The 14289-nt window shown below is 45.3% G+C and carries 15 protein-coding genes; 5 read left to right on the plus strand and 10 right to left on the minus strand.

Translation table 11 applies throughout. The annotated features are described in order from the left end of the window. Nucleotides 1-29 precede the first annotated feature (29 nt). The gene (locus FHS16_RS20080) at nt 30-470 is read left to right on the plus strand and encodes a GNAT family N-acetyltransferase (RefSeq protein WP_183566717.1); all 441 of its coding nucleotides are present in this window, start codon (nt 30-32) and stop codon (nt 468-470) included. 290 nt (nt 471-760) lie between these two features. Here the strand turns inward: FHS16_RS20080 and FHS16_RS20085 are convergent, their stop codons facing one another. Together FHS16_RS20085 and FHS16_RS20090 are read right to left on the minus strand one after the other, a co-directional pair. After that, complete coding sequence (locus tag FHS16_RS20085; protein ID WP_183566720.1) at nt 761-1303, minus strand: DoxX family protein; 543 nt, start codon at nt 1301-1303, stop codon at nt 761-763. Nucleotides 1304-2312: 1009 nt separating this feature from the next. Beyond that, the gene (locus FHS16_RS20090) at nt 2313-4130 is read right to left on the minus strand and encodes a family 43 glycosylhydrolase (RefSeq protein ID WP_183566722.1); all 1818 of its coding nucleotides are present in this window, start codon (nt 4128-4130) and stop codon (nt 2313-2315) included. A gap of 538 nt (nt 4131-4668) precedes the next feature. Here FHS16_RS20090 and FHS16_RS20095 point away from each other — a divergent pair. Then, entirely contained in the window at nt 4669-5721 is a 1053-nt protein-coding gene (locus FHS16_RS20095; RefSeq protein WP_312890989.1) for a glycoside hydrolase family 43 protein, read from the plus strand. A 417-nt stretch (nt 5722-6138) separates the two neighbouring features. Here FHS16_RS20095 and FHS16_RS20100 read toward each other — a convergent pair whose 3' ends face one another. The 3 genes from FHS16_RS20100 to FHS16_RS20110 form a co-directional block, all read right to left on the minus strand. Further along, the gene (locus FHS16_RS20100; protein ID WP_183566724.1) at nt 6139-6915 is read right to left on the minus strand and encodes a GNAT family N-acetyltransferase; all 777 of its coding nucleotides are present in this window, start codon (nt 6913-6915) and stop codon (nt 6139-6141) included. A 35-nt stretch (nt 6916-6950) separates the two neighbouring features. Next, entirely contained in the window at nt 6951-8210 is a 1260-nt protein-coding gene (locus FHS16_RS20105; protein ID WP_183566908.1) for an MFS transporter, read from the minus strand. Nucleotides 8211-8377: 167 nt separating this feature from the next. Continuing rightward, nucleotides 8378-9082, minus strand: a complete 705-nt coding sequence (locus tag FHS16_RS20110) for a MerR family transcriptional regulator (protein WP_183566727.1) — start codon at nt 9080-9082, stop codon at nt 8378-8380. A gap of 164 nt (nt 9083-9246) precedes the next feature. Between FHS16_RS20110 and FHS16_RS20115 the strand changes: the two genes are divergently transcribed. Beyond that, nucleotides 9247-9966 (plus strand): DUF8817 family protein, encoded by a 720-nt coding sequence (locus FHS16_RS20115; RefSeq protein ID WP_183566730.1) that lies wholly within the window; start codon nt 9247-9249, stop codon nt 9964-9966. Between the two features lie 78 nt (nt 9967-10044). Here the strand turns inward: FHS16_RS20115 and FHS16_RS20120 are convergent, their stop codons facing one another. The 5 genes from FHS16_RS20120 to FHS16_RS20140 all read right to left on the minus strand — a co-directional run bounded on the left by FHS16_RS20120 (nt 10045) and on the right by FHS16_RS20140 (nt 12850). Next, the gene (locus tag FHS16_RS20120) at nt 10045-10899 is read right to left on the minus strand and encodes an alpha/beta fold hydrolase (protein WP_246431860.1); all 855 of its coding nucleotides are present in this window, start codon (nt 10897-10899) and stop codon (nt 10045-10047) included. 126 nt (nt 10900-11025) lie between these two features. Beyond that, nucleotides 11026-11445 carry a DUF1801 domain-containing protein gene (locus FHS16_RS20125; protein WP_183566745.1) on the minus strand — a complete coding sequence of 140 codons (420 nt, stop codon included), beginning with the start codon at nt 11443-11445 and terminating at the stop codon, nt 11026-11028. Nucleotides 11446-11535: 90 nt separating this feature from the next. Further along, nucleotides 11536-11925: a hypothetical protein gene (locus FHS16_RS20130; protein WP_183566748.1), complete on the minus strand. Its 390-nt coding sequence runs from the start codon at nt 11923-11925 to the stop codon at nt 11536-11538. A 95-nt stretch (nt 11926-12020) separates the two neighbouring features. Further along, nucleotides 12021-12272, minus strand: a complete 252-nt coding sequence (locus FHS16_RS20135; protein ID WP_183566751.1) for a hypothetical protein — start codon at nt 12270-12272, stop codon at nt 12021-12023. Next, nucleotides 12272-12850, minus strand: coding sequence for a TetR/AcrR family transcriptional regulator (locus tag FHS16_RS20140; RefSeq protein WP_183566754.1), 579 nt, complete (start codon nt 12848-12850; stop codon nt 12272-12274). Before FHS16_RS20140 ends, FHS16_RS20135 begins: the two co-directional genes overlap by 1 nt. A gap of 208 nt (nt 12851-13058) precedes the next feature. On the opposite strand from FHS16_RS20140, the gene FHS16_RS20145 reads away from it, so the two are divergent. Beyond that, nucleotides 13059-13475: a MerR family transcriptional regulator gene (locus FHS16_RS20145; protein ID WP_183566757.1), complete on the plus strand. Its 417-nt coding sequence runs from the start codon at nt 13059-13061 to the stop codon at nt 13473-13475. Then, nucleotides 13475-14236 (plus strand): SDR family oxidoreductase, encoded by a 762-nt coding sequence (locus tag FHS16_RS20150; protein ID WP_183566760.1) that lies wholly within the window; start codon nt 13475-13477, stop codon nt 14234-14236. Before FHS16_RS20145 ends, FHS16_RS20150 begins: the two co-directional genes overlap by 1 nt. Nucleotides 14237-14289: the final 53 nt, after the last annotated feature.

The raw sequence follows: 14289 nt of genomic DNA on the forward strand, positions 1-14289 counted from the left end.
GTTTGTAATCGTTAATTGGAGGGATAATGATGTTGGATGAAATAACTCCTTATCAGGAAAGTGAACATGATATATTAGTCGATATTTGGTACCGTGCCGTATGCCTAACACACACCTTTTTAACGGATTCAGATATCCAATTTTACCGCCAAATGGTTCAGAATGGAGCTTTAAGCGGGGTTGAAATCTGGGTGAAGAGAAACGAAGATCAAAAACCGACAGGATTTATAGGGCTTGACGGAACCAAGATCGAAATGTTGTTCGTTGATCCGGAATACCACGGCATGGGGATAGGCAGTCGTTTAATCGAACACGCTCAGAAGATAAAAGGAAACTCTCTCCTTGTTGATGTTAATGAGCAAAACGATGGCGCATGCGCGTTCTACAAACGGTTTGGATTTGTACAGCTTGGAAGATCGGAGCTGGACAGTTCAGGAAAGCCCTTTCCCTTGCTTCACCTTGGCCTATAACGTTTATTTTACCCATAGCTTCATCTGGCAGGCTTCTTTTAGCCTTGGGCATGTTGATTTTAAACCTCCTATCTATAGCTAGTTAAAGCATCGACGTTTAATGGTTAGCAGCTATTATATGATCAAAAAGCCGGAACTCCTTATAAAGGGGTTCCGACCTTTGAAGCGTTGCCTTGAGCACGGATGAGCAATTCCTGTTGCATATAACTGCGTATCCCCTTGCATTCCCGAAAATCCTGCATGCAGCGAGCTATGGTGCCGCCTAACCGTATCTCGACAAACCCGCTAGGTTATTTCACTAACAGTCCCGCATCTGTTGTCCTATCTTTCGGCTTGCGGTGCAGGAGACGATCCAGTCCTTTGTGTATTAGCGGAAGGACAAAGCGGTCTAGTCCGAAGCGCCCTGCGTTAGCACCTGCAAAGATGACAACCATTCCAAGCAGCAGAAGCCAAGGATTCGTGCTTACAGTACCGGCGAACATAAACATGAAGTTCATTAAGGCTCCAAAGAAAGCGGCAGTGACGGTTAGCGTACCAAGGATAAGTCCAAGTCCTACAAGAAATTCCCCCAAAGGAATGGCATGGTTAATGATCTTAATATTCGGCAGTGCAAAGTGTTCTAGAAAAGCCGTATACGTTGGGTAAACCGCCTCGCCTGTGGCTTTATCGAGCACCGGGTTGTTAACGGCTGCTTGGAGGAAACCTGTTGCGTCGAAAGGCTTTGCTCCTGTAAGCTTATGCCATCCAGCGGTTAGCCACGCATACCCCGCTACAAAACGGATAATAGTGACTAGTATACCAGCGATTTTATGCTCTCTCCAAAATTTCAGCATGATGCTCACTCCCATTTTTCATTTTTAGATTTGACTGCTATAGCTTTTAAAATTGACTCATCGTTGTTGGATTAACTGCAAGTTCACCGACATTTGAGATCGTATTCTGTTCATCGGGTTCACCATCCTCGTTTAGTTTCTTGCTGCCAATACTTGTTGTATTTGATGTCTTCATTATAAAATGATAATCAAGCATACATTGTGATTTAAATCACAATGTATGTCTGAGAAGGTGAACACTTTGTGAATGCGCGCGTTACCTTGCGGCTATTCCCCAAAGGAGGCTGCACATTGCTGTAATGTCGCCAGATCCAGACATCTTCATGCTTTAAGCTAATCCCCCGTCCCAAGCATGATTGAAAAAGGACTGGAATTCCTCCTTTGAACTGTGACCAGGTTTTTTTGATGGGAACGGGACTTTCATAGGAAGTTATGCTAACCTAAAAGAAATTAGAGTTACAAAAATCTCGAATGATACTAGAGGCAGTATAGTACACCTTTTTAGAACGTCTTTTATAATTAAACCTTGGTTCCTAGACGAGATGAGATGATTAAATTTTGGGATACCTTATAACTTTCATAGCTAACTTTATACTCGCTTACTTTCTCTACGATGAAGCAGGTTATGTTAAATCGTTAATACAGTCAGTTCTAATAACGGCCGTGGTTATCTTAGCGGATTTATTCAGGAAAAAAAAAGAAGAGAAACAATAATCAAAAAGGATGTTTAATATACGTCCTTTTTGGTGTGCAAAATAAATACAATTACTAGTGAAAACTGCAAAGAAGTTTGAATTCTGTACTTTAGAATATTGCATGTAGAAGCTCGGTATTTGTATTTTGATTTAGATGATAATAAAACAGCGACAGTCTAGGACTTGATTTCCCGTCCACGGCTGCCGCTGTTTTTATAGTTGTGATCAGTCTAATCCTTTGTTTTCTTTCAACACGTCATAGGCTTTCTGTATCTGCCCGTACAATCACGTTGTCCTCTGTTCACTGCCCAGCTTTACTGGACTGACGAGACGATGAGACGGGTTATGTTGGCTCCTCCCATACCGCCGTTCATCCGAATCACGTTGTTCGTACCTGGGTTCAAATCGATTAGGCGGCTGACTCGACCCGTGTAAGTGCTCCAACCGCCTGTACCCGGCATCGAAAGAGAATATCCGCTTCCACTAAGATCACCGCTCGCGTTAACTGTAAAGGTTGCCGCGGCTTCCGCTGAAGCGTAGAGAACAGTAAGAAGCGCCTGGCCGCCTGTGCCTCCGTTGACTCCTGAAACTTCAAAGTAGGAGCCTGGGATATGCAGATTTTCTATACTTTCGCCCGATCGGGTCGCTCCTCCCCCAAAAGACACATTATTTCCGTTCACCGCATATTCCGTTTCCTGAGTAGATTCCGGGACCATGGATACGATGACTCGAGATATATTGGCTCCTCCCATGCCTCCGCTGAGCCTGATTATGTTATTCGTGCCCGCATTCAAATCGATCAGGCGGTTGGTCCGGCCGGTGTAGCTGCCCCAGCCTCCCGTGCCGGGTAGGGATAGAAAATAACCGTCCCCTGCGGGGTCACCGCTAGCGTCCACCTTAAAGGCAGATCCGCTGTCGCCTGATGCGTAAAGCACGGTAAGCAGAGCCTTTCCGCCTGTGCCGCCGTTGATGCCATTCAGCTGGATGTAGGAACCTTCCGTATGCATATTTTCAACATTTGCACCCGGCCGGGTTGCCCCTCCGCCAATAGATACATTGCTGCTGTTCATGGCATATTCCGTTTTTTGAGTATACTCATCAAAGCTTTCATTGATCAGCTCATCATATTTGATCTCCGTAGCATGGGAACGAGGCCCAACTGCCGGAACTCCTCCGGTCGTCTGTATGACCTTTTGAATAGTCCCGTCCGTATTGAAATACAACCGGTCTACAGCCACGGAACGCAGCGTACCGTTGGAAGAGATTTTGCCATTATGGTAGAACATATACCAGTTGCCCTTATACTCCACAACGGACCCATGCGACGTTTCACTATTCAATACCGGATCTAGAATAATGCCGCGGTTTACCCAAGGTCCGAGCGGGCTGCTGCTGGTGGCGTAACGCATCCGGTTTCCGCCTGAATTATTATCGGAATACGTTAAGTAATAGACACTTCCTCGCTTAAAGACCCATGTGGCTTCGTGGAAATCCTCCAGCTCGGTGAACTGCTCGACGGGTCCATCTATCGATACCATATCGTCTGCGAGCTTCATCCCATAGCTGCTTCCTCCGCCGCCCGCATAAAGGTAATAGTCTCCATTGTCATCGCGGAACACGTTTGGATCAATTAAATTGCTGCCGGGAAGCCCGCCAATATAGCCTTGGACAGAAAAGTCCGCGGCAGGCTTATCGCTGGTTGCAACCCCGATTTTCCAGGAATTGTTCCAATTCGAATCGCTGGGATGAGGGAAATAGAAGTAATAGGTTCCATCCTTGTACGCGGCGTCAGGAGCCCACATAAATCCGCCCTCCGGCCGACCCCACGGGACATCATCGGCACGCAGAATCTCTCCTTCGTCCACCCAGTCCACCATATTATCCGACGAGAAGACATGATATTTATCCATCAAATCGCTGCCCCTGGAAGGAAATATATCATGTGAGGCGTATACATAAATACGTCCGTCATTCCAGACATGCGCAGAAGGATCGGCTGTGAAAATGCTAGTGAATATAGGATTTCCAGACTGGGTGACGGTATCGGCAGCTACAGACGAGGACGTGAATCCGACAAAGACGGACAGCAGCATGGTTCCTGATAAGAACAGACTTAACAGCTTTTTTCTCATTATTGTTACCTCCTCATTCCGTAAATTCGGGTTGCATCCCGGCATAATCTTTCAGCTTCATTCCATTAATCTGCTTAGCAACCAGACAGCAAAAATAATCCTACCATCACCCCTTCATATTCAAATTGGAAACGCTTTAAATAGAAGAATCACTAATAGCTTACAATATTTGTAACACGGTATGTAGTAAGGCATTATTAAACTTTCCCTGTCATTCTTAGCCTAATGGGAAAATAGAGGTATGCGATGTTTTCAGAAACAAAGTGGCAAACGCAGCACGAAGCTTCATAAAGCTTGTTTACGATTGTTTGAAGCTTGTTCGTATAATTTGCAATAGATAAAGCTGTCGGTTGTAGCTGCCCAAATTTCAATTCTGTTGGAGGATTTACTCGCTTATTTTATAATAGAGCAAAGCCGTTTCACACGGCATAACTTGTATACACGAAGGAGATGAAGCAGCTTATCCACCACCTCAACTGTAGAAATAAACCTGTCCACTGCCAAAGGCAATCATCCCGATCTTCCTGCAACTATTGATGTGGGAGACGGCGTTCATGCAGCCGTTAACTGGGAACCCCTCCAGACCGAGCAGTATGGGAAGCCTGGGACATTCATCGTACGTGGAGCAATGGCCGGAGGCGAATTTCCGAACCCGCTCATCTTGAACCGGGCCGATCCTTATATAATCAAGCATACAGACGGTTATTACTATTTCACAGGCTCCGTGCCAGAATATGACCGTATCGTGCTGCGCAGATCGAGAACGCTTACAGGGCTAGCTGCAGCGGCGGAAACCGTCATTTGGACGAAGCATGCTGCCGGCGAAATGGGCAATCACATTTGGGCTCCGGAGCTGCATTTTATAGATAACAAATGGTATATCTACTTTGCAGCTGGAGCAGCGGAAGACAAATGGGCCATACGCCAGTATGTACTGGAATGCGGAGCGGACAACCCCTGCACAGGCGACTGGCTCGAAAAAGGGAAAATCACGATGAATTTCGAGAGCTTTACGCTCGATGCCACTACCTTTGAAGCGAATGGCGTTCGCTACTTGGCATGGGCACAGGTCGATGAGGCGTCCAATCTTTATATCGCGCGCATGAGCAATCCATGGACAATTGAAGGAAAACAAGTCCGTATCGCTTCCCCCGTGCTGGAGTGGGAACGGCATGGCCATAAAGTAAATGAAGGGCCTGCTGTTCTTGTACGGAACGGCCGCGTATTCATGACCTATTCGGCAAGCGCGACCGATGACCGGTACTGTATGGGCTTTCTAACAGCACCCGTATCCAGCAATTTGCTGGACCCTGCATCCTGGACCAAATCTCCGGAGCCCATATTCCGCAGCCATCCGGAAGCCTGTGAGTACGGCCCGGGCCATAATAGCTTTACGCGCGATGAAGCAGACGAGTCAGATATTCTCGTCTACCATGCGCGCTCTTATAAGAATATCGAGGGCGAGCCGCTCTATGATCCAAACCGGCATGCACGAATCCAGCGTATGGATTGGAATGAGGATGGTACGCCGAAATTAGGCTATCCTGGTTGCCATGCGCGCCAAGCCGCTTGCATCGTTACAGTCGAATAGAATCGTGAGAAGCTAATGATGTGGAAAATCATTTTCCCTGTAAAAAAAGAGCGAATAGGATTTTATCCCGCCGCTCTCTTTTACAATCTGGAAGTCGTAATAAGTGCTGCTTTCAATTGGTTTATGAGTCGGGCACTCTCCCAAAGAGAGCCGCTTGGCTCTGATCAGGTGTATTTCTAATATCATTAGGTAACCCTATTAAATATTCTCTATATTAAAGTCTTTTAGCTTTACTAATTCCTTTTGCCCTCTATTTCCTTTTTCCATTTGGACATTACCGTTCTCATCCGTTGCTAGATAGGCTTCATTCCGTTTCACTCGTTTCTTCTTTGTTTGCGGCTCACATGGATCGTCATTGCATAAAAAAACAGCCTGGAATCCATCCAAGCTGCCTACAAGTCGATTGATTATGCTGCCCTATCCCTGCTTTGTAATCTCCATATTCAATAACCTCGTTCTCGTAACCATTCCTCCGCTTTCCAACGTTCGCTTTGAAGCTTCGTTATAATACCAGCAGCCGCTTATAGGCGTGATACCGTTATGGCTGCACCAGCTTCGTAATTGTATGATAATGGCTCTTCCTATCCCTTGCTTCCTGCAGCTTTCATGGGTAAACATGCCGATACTCGCTAGTCCATCGAACATTTTGGACTTTCCAATCAGTCCGATGCCAAGCAAGTCAGCATTTCTGTAATAGACAAACAGCTCTCCTCTTGCAATCCACTGGTCATACTCGTCGAGAAAATCCCCGCAAACCACTTGTATCTGCTCAAGATCGCCTTGCGCAGCAAGACGAAATACATCGCCATCTCCCAATTCTGCTGCCATGCCAACTAAACTATCCTGAAAAAAGTACGCTTGTTTGGTTATGACCATATCTCGATCTACAGCCAAGCTAAGCAATAATTCGTCGCTGGTCGGAACGAACATCCATCGGATCGCGTGACGTTCCAGCGCTTCAACGAATAAGGTTTGCGCGTGCATCTGATAAGCGCGGCGGATATAAAACTGGGTGAGCCGCTCTTTATTATGTACGGCCAAATAGCCGACATCATCCAAGTCGTCTTGTATCGAATAAAAGGTCGATGAAAGAATATACTCCTCCAGAAAGGAGTCGAAGGGCGATGACAAGCCTGCCAAATACTCTTGCACGAGATGCTGAATGTCAGCTAACGCGCATTCTTTTATAATCATCCGTTTCCCCGCTTTGCAATCGTAATGGATATCACTTAATCCTGCTCCACTGGCGCTTCCTTGATGACCGGCAATCCCGCTTCAACCAATCTTTTATTGCGAATGAAGAAAATGGACAGTACGAGCATTAGCACTCCCGTTCCGACCAGCAGCCATTCGATCTCAACGATATCCGATAGCGGGCCAAATATGAGCATCCCGATTGGCATCATCGAAGTCGAGATCATTCCGAATACACCAAAGATGCGTCCCAAATAATTCGGGTCAACCTTCTCTTGCAGCATGACGGTGGTCGGTGTGTTAAACACGGGAATGGCAACACCGAACACGGCCATTACAGCCAGGTAAATCCAGAATACAGGAACGATACCCAAAACTAGCGTGCAAACGCCCATTATCAGGTTGGCAACGGTCATCGTATACACTTTATTTCGGAAGCCGCCCCATGAGGCGATAATCGCTCCGCCAGCCATCATGCCGATAGAGAAAGCGATTTCGATAGCTGTCAGCCGCCAATAATCATCCCCGAAACTGCGAGTCACTTGCAACGGTGTTAAAAAGGCAGCCGGTGCCATCAATACAAAGAAAAAGGCAAAAAATATGAAAAAGGTTTTGAGAAAGCTGTGATTTTTAATGTAGCTCAAGCCTTGTTTAAAATCATCCAAATAGCTGGTCGTTTGCTCGTCGGCCGCTTTTTTATGCAAAGGAATCTTCAAAAAGAAAGCGATCGTAAAAATGGCTATCGCCGCTGTAACCACATCGATAAAGAAGATGACTTCGATTGTTGCCATTGTGAGCAGCGTCGCGCTTACGATAGGCGCAACAAACATCATGAGCGCCTGAAGGCTTCCGTTTATGCCGTTCACCTTCGTCAGCTTATCCTCTGGTACGATCTGGGGCAATATGGCCCCAACCGCAGGCGTTTGAATGCCGGCGCCGAGTGCGCGAACAGCGGCAATGGCAAACAACAGCCAAATCTCTTTATATCCCAGCAAAAATGTAATCGCGAGAATCAGTGTAACAACGGCGATCATCGCATCTGCTATTATAATCAGATTTTTTCGGTTGAAACGATCCGCCCACACCCCTGCAAATGGCGATAGCAGAAAGGTCGGAATAAATCCGCAAATAATGAATAACGTCATCATCATGCCCGATTTTGTAGTGAGCGTTACGTACCACATAATCGCGTATTGCACTAATGCAGAGCCAAATAACGAAAAGGTTTGACTGCTCAGAAAGATAATAATGTCTCGTTTCCAATGCTTGTTTTTATGCTCTTCGGATGATGTCATTTTCTTCATCTTACTCCCTTCATCTCCATACATATCTAGCATTGCTAGAATCCTTCTATTAAGTAATTGCCAATCTCGACTTGTCTAATCCTAATTGCAGCACTATTTTCTAGTTCCGTGTGATCATAACCATTGCCTTCTCTTCGTCACCCCGATAAATGGCATGCTTACTGCTCTTCTTTATTTGAGACGATGTCCAATAAATGCTGTAAACTGGCGATCCCCCGCACTTGCTCAACCAATGCATAATCAATGTATTGAAGAGATTTAAGAGCAATTTCCTTAGCCTGAGCAACATTATGGTTATCAAGCTCCGCTACAACTTCACGAACCGTATCCAAGGAATACACGACTCTTTGAACCGTCCGGATAATAAGCACTTTGCGGATATCTGAAGGGCCATAGATCCGGAATCCGCTCTCATGCTGACGTTGGGGCTTAATTAACCCTTCCTTCTCCCAATGCCGAATCGTGGATGCAGATACATTCGCTTCTTCAGCTACCTCACCAATCGTAAACGAGTGGTTTTTGCGGTACTTTGGAAGATCATTCAGTTCTTTCAAATCGAGCATATCCACTGTTTTTTGCACGATTTCTTTTTCCGCATTCAATCTGACTTGTGCCTTGTTAATTAACCATAAAGCATCCAGCTTTTCCCCACGAATGATGCGCGGCATCACCTCTCGAATCAATTCCATTCCAAAACCGGTATACATCGCTCGTATACATTGGAAATAAGCCTCATGCTCTCTTGTATAAAGGCGGTACCCATTTGCTGCTCTCTCGACATGAGGAACAAGCCCCCAAGCTTCATAATGCCTCAATGCGCTTGTGCTTATATTTAATTTTTTTGCTATTTCAATGCCTTTCATCTGATCCCCTAGTCTAACCCTGTCATTTAACATTAAAACACACGACGGGTTTGTTCCTTTTCATCATTCTAACATATGAATATGCGTCAATAAACCTTATCATTTGCATGAATGTGTTACGCTTGATGCATAGTTAATATTCAAGAAAGACGAGGTGGCTACTTATGCTTAGAATCAAACCGATTTTACCATGTCCATCCATAAAGGAACAGGTTTCCTTTTATGAGAGCTTGGGTTTCAAAACGATTCAGATTTATACTCGACCACATCCATATGCAGTTGTTCGCTATGACTCGCTAGAGCTGCATTTTTATGTAAACAAACGTTTATTGCCTCATGAAAACCCCCAGATGTGCTATATCGAGGTTGACGATGTTAACCAGATCCATGAGGCCTTTACTACCGGACTGAAACGGGATACCGGGAAAATTCCTCGTACAGGCATACCGCGAATTTCAAAGATAAAGCATCTGGCAGAGGACCGAAGATTTATGATGACAGATTTAGGCGGGAATACGTTTTATATCGGAACACCGAATACCGCTTACTCCGATCCTACTTTTTATAGATCCATTGAGAGCGTGGCGTATGCCAATCATTTCGAAACCCTATACGATTTAATGTATTCAAAAGAGGATATCCATGCAGCGTTTACTATGTGGCGGAAATTCTTTCCTGCAGACGATATAAATGCGATGCATGCTGGAGATTTGGATCTAGCGAAGATATTGCTGGTTGCTTTGGATATCCATATCCAACGAGATAAAACAGGGAGCCACAGCATCAACGATAAACTTAAAGAGCTATTAAGCTCTCACGACACTGAAACTCCCGATTGGAGCAGAGTCTTGCAACAATATAACGACATGATGAGCGTTGAATAAAAAATACACTTCCATTCAGGCCAAGAGCACAACGCTTCACGAGCGATGTACGCTTGGCCTGAGCCTGCTGAGCCCAGCCTAATCAATCATCCGTTTAATCTCGTCCACGATCAAGCCTGGCTCGGTGTACATGACCATATGCCCGGAATTCGGAGCTTCTACCAATCGGCCCGCTAGTGCGGTCGCCGTCTGCCGATGGGCTTCGTGAAGCGCCGGGCGAAATTTCTGTTCCATTCGCGATACATGGGTACCAGAGATGACAGACACCTGAGTGACTGCAAGCTTCAACGGATGTTCGCGAAGCGCCCTTAAGTCCTTAAGGAAAGGTGTTCCTTCCGCTACCATCGTTCTAGCCGCCTGCAGCGTGAAATCCTCTCGGTGATGCTCCTTATAGACATCGGCAGGCAGCGCCTTGCCGGGCTTGCTTCCCATCAGCCGATAGAGGCCGACTCTGGCGAGTATCGGAATGAGCTTATTCATTCTTGCGTAATGCCTAACGGATGATTCCTCGAAATACAGTCCGCAATGCTCGTCCGTCTGATCAACCAGAACAAGCCCGCGTATACGCGCGGGCTCCATCGCTGCTGCCGTGCGAATGATTGGTCCGCCCCAGCTATGCCCGACGAGGACAAACGGACCTTTGCCAAGCTGGTTCAATAAGAAAATCAAGTCATCAGCCATTCTGGCTAGCCTCCTTGGCTCCCGGTCCGGGTCACTCCTTCCGATACCCGCCCGGTCGTAGACGTCGGCGCGCGCATGCTTGGCAACAAGCGGCTGCACAAGTCCCCAAGCACAGCGGGACGAGCCCATGCCCGATTCGAATACGACGGTCAGCTTGCCTGCGCCTTTCTCCATATAATGCAGCTTGCGCCCGTCTGCGGTCTGAATATAATGACTATTTCCTAATCTATGAGTACTCGTGTCCAGCATCATGGTTTCCCGCCCATCCATTATGAGTTGCTTGCTACTTGTATTCCCTGGCCTAGAATCTTCTCTTTTCACCTGCCACTTATCAGGAATAATGGATCAGGAATAATGGATACCTCCTGAACGCCTCTATCATAAGCCCAGCATGGGCAGATGTTTTCGGGAATGGTAAGTGAGAGAAAATAAGATGCATTGTTTTAATTCATCTACTGGTATTTCATCGTTATCATTGAACACAATCGCCCGATTGCCTTCATAGTTGAATTTCTCTCTAAATAGCTCTTTGAATGTGTCAACCAGCTTTGTGTTGCAGTTAAAATACATGGCATACTGCTGCGGTCTCCGTCTTTTCCAATCTATTCTAATTGTGCTTCCGCCTTTAGAGACGTAACTAGGCTCGCCCCACTTTAGTGTTTCTTCCACACGACCAATACCATTTATCTCTAATGCCGTTTCCAAAATTATTTGGCGCAGAAACAACAATTTCTTCTGCATGTTTGCGGGATATTGTTCGAACACAGCTGCTACCTTCATGTTTTCAATCGTACCCATGCATTCATTCCTCTCCTTCATTCTAGCGACAAAGCAACAATTGTAAGGGTAGAAACGCATTCCCTTATTGTTCGTACGGTGGGGCTAAAGTCAGAACTGATCCGTTATGTCTGTCCAGCCTGTCCAGTCGGGCAGTTTCTGCAAGCCCCAGTACTCGAGAAACATCGTAATGACTGCGCCTATATCCGTTGTTGAATAGCTGTAATGCTTGAACGATCCGTCCGGATTGTCCAGTCGCAGCTCGACGTTAATGCCGTTCACGGCATCCCTTAACGGGAATGCCTGCATATAGCTGCTCCCCTCTATCGATAGGCTTGGATCCATGACGATAAAATCATCGGGGTCGGTATCGAATCCTTGAATAATATCTATAATAAGCGACGCCTCTAATGCATCATTCTGATAAGTAACCCCTTGAGTCGTAATGGTGTAAGTCATGTCGCTGCTGCCAGCAAAGTTCAAGTGCGCCGATTCATTCATCGTTCTTCCTCCTTGACTGCTCTACTCTATGACTTTAGCTTTCTCCCTACTATTATAACCCTAAATAGTGGAACATCCTCGTTTGAATGAGCTATCTATTTGAATAACATGTATTCCGGTTTATGAGTCGTAATCCGCTCCGTTATGGACACGAGCACAAGTCCAATTGCCAAAATAACGGCCCATGCAGCAAAGGAAGGCCAACCTTCCGGCAGCAAGCCAAGGAATAGATACGATAGCGGTTTACCGAAAATCGCTCGAATCAACGGCTGCAGCACCGCAGCAAGACCGACGAGACTCAGGATAATTCCTAATACGTGCAGCCAATCATTTTGAACCTTCTTCATTATTCATCTCTCCTTGTCGCAATCGCAAATACGCTGATCGTCTCTTGAATGGCGCCTTCATAATCTTCGATTTCATTTATTGCGATCCGTCCGCTTAATGTATCGATAACGCTTCTGACGAACATGGCCATCATTTCGGGAGAAAATGGCCTGAAGCTTTTTTCTTCCATTTGCCCATATTGAAAAATTTCGATGAGCGGTTGGCAAATGAGGTTATCCTTATCGGAGAAAGTCAAACGGCCGTTCTTGTCTCTATGGTTAGCGATAATATTCATTATGGCCAAGGTCCGTATTCGATTTTCTGCCACATAACGTATATTCGCGCTAATGTAGGACTCCAATGCTTCAGGTGCCGTTTTATCGATGGTCATATGAATAGCCATATATTCCGCCGCATGGCGAAAATAGGACTCTACAAGTTCAAATAGAATAAGATCTTTTTTGGAAAAATGATACGTTACTACCCCTTTGCTTATTTTCAGATGCTCTGCAATCGCGCCTAGTGAAAATGTAGCATAGCCGTATTTAGCCATTAGTTCCTCTGAGGCCAGCAGTATTTTCTCTCGCGTATCCTTCATGCGCTTTCACCTTCTCTTTCGATCTGCGGATGATCGTTATCCACCCGCATTCATTTTAGTACGATCGAGCTAAATTAACGAGCATTTTTAGAACGATCATACTAAATGTTCAAAATATAACCTCATTTAATTTGCGGTTGACTTAAACCATGGTTTAAGTCGTATGCTATTCCTGTCGGTATGACATATAAAATTTGGAGGCCTCCAGATGAAGTATTGTTCCATTAGCGAAGTATCAGCCAAATTCAATATTCCAGAATCAACGTTGCGTTATTATGAAAAAAAAGGATTACTGCCACTAATAGAGCGTGATGAGGCTGGAAGGCGATTATTTTCAGAAAATCAAATGACACTCCTTGAAATCATTATTTATTTAAAAAACACGCATATGCCAGTAAAAGGTATCCAACAATATGTTAATTGGGTTGTAGAGGGAGACAGCACTACTGAACGACGACTGGAAATGATGAAAAATCACAAGCAAGCCGTTCTAGCTGAAATTTCCCTAATGAAAGTTGCCTTAAAGGCAATTGACGTGAAAATTACGCGATATAAGAATCGTATGATAAGCATGAATAATGAGATGAAAGATCAATTAATAAAAAATGGAGAAGAGGAAGTCTAATGGAGCTTTTAGGAAATACAATCCTCATAACCGGCGGCAGTTCAGGAATAGGATTAGCTTTCGCGGAACGCTTTATAAAAGCTGGAAATACCGTCATTGTTACTGGGCGGCGTGAAGCTGTACTTCAAGAGGCGAAGGAAAAACTCCCGGGCCTTATAACTTATGTGAATGATTTGAACATTACATCTGAGCGTATACGTCTATTTGATTGGGTAACATCAAACTATCCGGAAGTAAATGTGTTAATTAACAATGCAGGAATCCAACAACGCTTTAATATCCTAAAATCAGATGCGAAGAACGATTGGAGTTATTTCAATCATGAAATCACAACCAACATCGAAGCTCCCATTCATCTCTCGATGCTGTTTGCTCCTTTTTTGGCCACCAAAGAAAAGGCAGCTATGATAAACGTGACATCAGGATTGGCTTTTACGCCGTTTGCGATTGCTCCGATTTACTCCGCATCCAAAGCAGCGCTTCATTCATTTACAATGAGCCTAAGACATCAACTTGCTGAAACATCTGTAGAAGTCATTGAAGTTGCGCCTCCGGCAGTCAATACGAGCTTAGGCGGAGCCGGGTTGCATGCACAAGGTGAACCGTTAGATGCCTTCACAGATGGCATTTTCAAAGGATTGGAAGAGGGAAAACAGGAGATTGGATATGGCACTTCAGTGGATCGATTACGTATGTCCCGAGATAAAGTCGACGAATACGTAGAAAAAATGTATACGGCCACGAAAGGCTTAATTGAATAACCTGCCAAGCGCAAAAAGACTGTTCAAAAGCGATTAGCTTTTGAACAGTCTCT

Source organism: Paenibacillus endophyticus (assembly GCF_014192395.1).
Classification (GTDB): Bacteria; Bacillota; Bacilli; order Paenibacillales; family Paenibacillaceae; genus Pristimantibacillus; species Pristimantibacillus endophyticus.